The 6,167-nt window shown below is 67.0% G+C and carries 5 protein-coding genes and 1 pseudogene; all 6 read left to right on the forward strand.

Going from position 1 to position 6,167, the window contains the following annotated elements; all coding sequences use genetic code 11:
- Positions 1–166 precede the first annotated feature (166 nt).
- Positions 167–1,522 (forward strand): MFS transporter, encoded by a 1,356-nt coding sequence (locus C9424_RS20635; protein ID WP_116768705.1) that lies wholly within the window; start codon positions 167–169, stop codon positions 1,520–1,522.
- 67 nt (positions 1,523–1,589) lie between these two features.
- A complete protein-coding gene (locus C9424_RS20640) occupies positions 1,590–2,273 on the forward strand; it encodes a GntR family transcriptional regulator (RefSeq protein ID WP_116768706.1) in 684 nt (227 codons plus the stop codon).
- Positions 2,270–3,073, forward strand: coding sequence for an aspartate/glutamate racemase family protein (locus C9424_RS20645; RefSeq protein ID WP_116768707.1), 804 nt, complete (start codon positions 2,270–2,272; stop codon positions 3,071–3,073). The genes C9424_RS20640 and C9424_RS20645 overlap by 4 nt, the downstream gene beginning before the upstream one ends.
- 58 nt (positions 3,074–3,131) lie before the next feature.
- A complete protein-coding gene (locus C9424_RS20650) occupies positions 3,132–4,577 on the forward strand; it encodes an amidohydrolase family protein (protein ID WP_116768708.1) in 1,446 nt (481 codons plus the stop codon).
- Positions 4,578–4,585: 8 nt separating this feature from the next.
- Positions 4,586–5,317, forward strand: a complete 732-nt coding sequence (locus tag C9424_RS20655; RefSeq protein WP_116768709.1) for a maleate cis-trans isomerase family protein — start codon at positions 4,586–4,588, stop codon at positions 5,315–5,317.
- A gap of 180 nt (positions 5,318–5,497) precedes the next feature.
- Positions 5,498–6,167 (forward strand): annotated as a pseudogene (locus tag C9424_RS20660) (pyruvate dehydrogenase (acetyl-transferring), homodimeric type); the annotation flags it as partial.

Here is a 6,167-nt window from a genome sequence, read left to right on the forward strand (position 1 = left end):
CCCCGACTCCCCTGGGTTCCGCACCTGATGTCAGGCCAGATATCAGCCCCCACAGCAGCACCGGGAAGCCCGCGCACAGGACGCCCCACACCCCGGCCTCCTGGCCCGCGAACGAATTGAATCTCTCACCCTCCGGCATTTTTCCTCTCTCTCTGAAGGAGAAGTTGTGTCTCTTCGAAATACCGAACCCCCCGTACAGGAAACCTCAGCACCACACGCTGACGCCGCAAGCCCCAAGGACCGCGTGCAACGGCGCACCAATGTCCGCTGGAAAATGTTCCTCCTCCTGCTGGTCCTCGTGTCCGTGAACTACATTGACCGGGGCTCCATCTCGGTAGCCCTGCCCATCATCCAGAAGGAATTCAACATGGCCCCGGAGCTCGTGGGCCTCCTGCTCTCGGCCTTCTTCTGGACCTACGCCCTCATGCAGATCCCCGTCGGCTTGCTGATCGACAAGTTCGGCCCGCGCAAGGTAATGACCGCGTCCTGCGTCGGCTGGGGTGCCGCCACGGCAGCCTCGGGCCTGGCCGGCGGCTTCCTCAGCATGTTCATCGCCCGCCTGGGCATCGGCGTCACCGAGGCCGGAGTCATGCCGGCGGGCGGAAAGCTGAACGCCATCTGGATGCACAAATCCGAACGCGGCCGCGGCGCAACCATCCTTGACGCCGGCGCCCCGCTGGGCGCCGGGCTGGGCGGCCTTCTCATCGCAGGCCTGATCGCATCGACGGGCAGCTGGCGGAGCTCGTTCATCATCGCCGGCGTCGCCACCGTCCTCATGGGCCTCGCCGTGTGGTGGTACGTCCGGGACAACCCGCGCCAGCACCGCGGAGTCAACGACGCCGAGGCCGAGTACCTCGAGGCCTCCCACGCCGCGGAGGACGCCGAAGCCGAACTCGAGGGCAGCAAGGGAAAGCGTGCCCTGCTCCCCTACCTGAAATTCCGCTCCTTCTGGGCCATGTGCTTCGGCTGGCTGGGCTTCAACGGAGTCTTCTACGGCCTGCTCACGTGGGGCCCGCTCTACCTGTCACAGGCCAAGGGTTTTGACCTGAAGACCATCGGCTGGTCCACCTTCGTGATCTTCGGCGCCGGATTCGTCGGCGAAATCCTCGGCGGCACCATCGCGGACAAGTGGAGGGCCGCCGGCGCCTCGGCCAACCGGGTCATGCGCACCCTCCTGGGCATCTCCAGCGTCGTCGTGATCGGCGGGCTTGTCGGCGTCACCGTCGTGCCGGACCCGACGACGGCGGTGGTCCTCCTCTCCGTCGTGATGTTCTTCCTGCGCTGGGTGGGCCTCTTCTGGAGCATCCCCTCCATCCTGGGCGGCCGGACCAACGCCGGTGTCCTGGGCGGCGCCATGAACTTCAGCGGCAACATCTCCGGCTTCGTCACCCCGATCGCCGTCGGCCTGATCGTCGGCGCCACCGGCTCGTACACGTGGGCACTGCTGTACTTCGTGGGTTCGGCGATCATCATGGGAGCATCCGTACTGACGCTGAACTACAACAAGCGGCTCCCTGTCTAAGCTAGGCCACGCAACACCTGTTCCCGGAGCCGGGAACGCAGTGCCAATAGAACCCGAATGGAGCACCATGCTTACCGCTGAAGAACCCCAGGACAAGGAACGCCCCCTCCGGGAGGCTGTCCGGGACACCCTCCGCACCAGGATCTTTGAAGGGCACTACGTTCCCGGCACCAGGCTGGTGGAGCGCGACCTCGCCGCCGAATTCAACGTCTCGCGCCTCCCGGTCCGCGAAGCGCTGCGCATGCTGCGCCAGGAAGGCCTGGTCAGCGACCGCGGCGCGCGGGGGGCCGAAGTCAGCACGCTCAGCCCCAAAGACGTGGAGGATCTCTTCGACGTCCGCCAGTCGCTCGAGGTGCTGGCCTGCAGGCTGGCCGCGACCCGCGCCACGCCGGAGGACCTCGGCGCGCTGCAAACCCTGTTGGACGAAGCAGACCGCTGCCTTGCCAGGGGTGCCGTCATGGAAGCCCACCGGGCCAACAGCGAATTCCACGATGCCATCACCCGGATCGCGGACAACGGCTTCCTCAAGTCCGCGCTCGAACCCCTCCAAGGCCGGATGCACTGGCTGTTCCGGCATGTGAGCGACCTCCCCGAACTCATCGAGGAACACCGGGCCCTGTACGCCGCGATCGCCAGCGGTGACCCGGACCGCGCGGCCGCCCAGTCGGCGTCGCACATCGACAAATACCGGGAACAGTTTCCGGAGGATTTCCGCCGGACGGAACCCGCCCTTCATCGGAAGAACACATGAAACTCCTCGTCATCAACCCCAACATCAGCAACGACGTCACCGCGCTGATCGAATCCGAAGCCCGGCGCTCCGCCTCGCCCGGAACGGAACTGCTGGTCCGCACCGCAGGCCACGGCGTCGAATACATTGAAACCCGCTTTGAATCCCTGATCGCCGCCGGCGCCGTCGCCGAAATCATCGCCGAGTACACCCGCGACGGGTCCGGACCCGGCACCGAAAACGGGATCGACGGCGTCGTGGTCGCGGCGTTCGGAGACCCCGGCATGCCCGCGCTGAAGGAACTGGTCGACGTCCCGGTCATCGGGATCACCGAGGCCGCCCTGTGCGCCGCGGCACTGCAGGGTCACCGGTTCTCGATCATCGCCATCTCAGACCGGATCCGACCCTGGTACTTGGACTGCGTGGAACGCTTCGGGCTCGGCGGCCGGTTGGCCTCGATCCGGTCCATCAACGAGACCCTCACCGGCATCGGCTCCGTCCAGCAGGACTTCAAGGAGACCCTGCTGGCACTCAGCCGCCAGGCCGTCACCCAGGACGGGGCCGACGTCGTCATCCTCGCCGGCGCGCCGCTCGCCGGCCTTGCCCGCGAGCTAGCGGGCCAGATCCCCGTCCCTGTGGTGGACGGCATTTCCGCCGGCATCCAGATGGCACAGTCGGTGGTCAACCTCCAGTCCGGACCGCACCGGGCCGGCGCCTTCGCGCCGCCACCGGCCAAGCCCCGCCGAGGGCTCTCGGACAACCTCGACGCCGCCCTCACGACGGCGCAGAACGCCGCCCGGGCAGGCGCCGGGTCCCGCTGATAATCCAGCCCCGCTGACAACCCCGCCCCACTAGCTTCTTCCTCGAAGGAGGACAACGATGTCCCATGCCCCAGACCTTGTCATTGCCCATGGCACCGTGGTCAACAGTTTCGGCCGCCAGGCTGCCCACGTCGTGGTGCACGGCGGGAAGATCGTCCAGCTCGTGGACGCTTCCGAACCCGTCCCCGCCGCCGCCCGGACCATCGACGCCGCCGGCCGGATGGTGATTCCCGGCGGCGTGGACGGCCACTGTCACGTCGCCCAGGTAACCGGACGGTTCCGCACCCTGGATGACTACCGCACCACCTCCACGGCTGCCCTCTGGGGCGGCACAACCACGATCATCGACTTCGGCATCCCCCGCGACGCCTGGGAGACCCCGCTGGCCGCGGTCCTGCACAAAAAGGAACTGGCCCGCGAGTCCCGCTGCGACGTCGCCCTCCACGGCTCGGTTGTCCAATGGGACGAAACCGTGCCCTGGCAGCTCGACCAGCTTGCCGCCGAAGGTGTCCGTTCCGTCAAGATGTACACCACCAACCGGGGCACCACCATGGCCGACGGCGACACCATTCTGAAGGTCATGCGCGAGATGGTCCGGCTCGACGGCCTGACCTACATCCACGCCGAACACGACCCCATCATTGCCGACTGCACCCGGCAGCACGCGGACGACGGCCGGATCAGCATTGAACACCTGCACCGGACCCGGCCTGAACTCGCGGAGGAAATCTCGGTCAAGGAGACCCTGGCGATGGCCGAATATACCAACGCCCCCGTCTACTTTGTGCACCAGTCCACGCCGGGAGCCGTGGATCTCGTCGCCGAGGCCCGCAGCCGCGGCCAGGAGGCGTACTCCGAGACATGCCCGCACTACCTCACCCTGGACGACACCGTCTACGGCACGTCCTTCCCCGAGTGGTACGCCTGCTGCCCGCCGATGCGCAGCCCCGAGACCGTCGCCGCGCTGCGGGACCGGCTTGCCGCCGGCGCCATCCACACCGTGGCCTCGGACCACTCCTGCTACGACCTCGCGCAGAAGCGCGAGCGGACCGATGACATCCGGGCCATGCCGCACGGCCTGCCCGGGGTGGAAACCCGCATGCCGGTCACCTTCACCGCCATGATGGACGCCGCCGGCGGAGCGGCCCGGGTGGAGGATTTCGTGGAAGTGTTCGCCGCCGGGCCGGCCCGGATCAACGCCCTCCCGGGCAAGGGCATCATCGCTCCCGGGTTCGACGCCGACCTCGTCGTGTTCGACCCGGCACAGGAACGCGCCGTCGACGGCGCCGCCCTGCACATGGGGACCGATTTCTCCCCATTCGACGGCCGGACGCTCACGGGCTGGCCCGACGTCGTGGTGTCAGCCGGACGGGTGGTGCTCGACGCCAACGGCTTCCATGACCCCGGCCCTGTCGGAAGCTTCGTGGCCCGCAACGGATTCCGTGAACACCAGGCCGCGGACGGCGCCGCTTCCGCACCCATCACCGTCCCCGCCACCCGCTAGGAGCCCCCGTGCCTTCCGCAAACCGCCCTACCCGCATCGGCATGATCGTGCCGTCCTCCAACACCTGCCTCGAACCGCAGAGCTACCGCATCCTGGGCGACCGCGACGACGTCACCATCCACTTCGCGAGGATCCAGGTCACGAGGATCGCCCTCGACGATTCCTCGGACAAGCAGTTCGATGCCCCGGTCATGCGGGCCGCCGCCGAGATCCTGGCCACCGCCGACGTCGACGTCATCGCCTGGAACGGCACCTCGGGCTCGTGGCTCGGCGCCGGTCACGACCGCGAACTCGTCCAGGAAATACAGGACGCCACCGGCATACCCGCCACCACCTCCACGCTGGCGTACATGGAGGCCTTCCGATCCTTCGGCACCGAACGGATCGGACTGTTCACCCCCTATACGGAGGACGTCAACCGCGCGATCGTGGCGTCGTACGAACGGGACGGGATCAAGACGCTTGACCACCGGTTCCTCGGCCTGAGCGACAACGAATCATTTGCCCGGGTCTCCGACGCCGAAATGCGGCCCGGATCGCTGGAACTCGCGGCTTCGAACCCGGACGCGCTCGTCTACCTCTGCACCAACCTTTACGGCGCCAACATTGCCGAGGAAATCGAAGCGGCTATGGGCGTACCCGTGCTTGACTCGGTGGCCGTGACACTGTGGCACTGCCTCAAGATGACGGGCGCCCCGCTGCTCTCCCCGCGCTGGGGCAGGCTGCTCGCCTCGGCCTGAGCGACGCCGCGGTTAACAAGCAACGCGGGGTCCTTCCGCTCGATTGTGACTGCAGGGCCGCGGTGATGCGCCGCTGGTGTTGACGAGCCCCGGGCCGCATCGATAATCTCGAATTGCAAGAAAGTTTTCTCACAGAATGAAAACTTGAGCCAACCATTCAACGATGAAAAGAGGCTGGACGTGGCTGCAGGAGAAGATACCTCCCATATCCTCAGCGGGTTGACAAACCAGCTGCCTGATCGTGATCCGGAAGAGACCGCCGAGTGGCTGGAGTCCCTGGATACCCTGATTCAGGAACAGGGCACCGAGCGTGCCCAGTACATCATGCGGAGCCTGCTTCAGCGGGCCGGGGCGCAGAGTGTGGGTGTTCCGATGGTGACCACCACGGACTACGTCAACACGATCCCGGTGGACCAGGAAGCGCCGTTCCCCGGGGACGAGGAGATCGAGCGGAAGTACCGGGCCTGGCTGCGCTGGAATGCCGCGGTCATGGTGCACCGGGCGCAGCGGGCGGACATCGGGGTCGGCGGGCACATCTCGACCTATGCCGGGGCCGCGACCCTGTACGAGGTCGGGTTCAACCACTTCTTCCGCGGCAAGGACCACCCCGGCGGCGGGGACCAGGTCTTCTTCCAGGGCCATGCCTCCCCCGGCATGTACGCCCGGGCCTTCATGGAGGGCCGTTTGTCCGAGGAGGACCTGGACGGGTTCCGGCAGGAGAAGTCCAAGGAGGGCCACGCCCTGTCCTCCTACCCGCACCCGCGGCTGATGCCCGCGTTCTGGGAGTTCCCCACGGTCTCGATGGGCATCGGGCCGATGAACGCGATCTACCAGGCCCAGTCCAACCGGT

The organism is Arthrobacter sp. H-02-3, assembly GCF_003097355.1.
Taxonomy (GTDB): Bacteria; Actinomycetota; Actinomycetes; order Actinomycetales; family Micrococcaceae; genus Arthrobacter; species Arthrobacter humicola.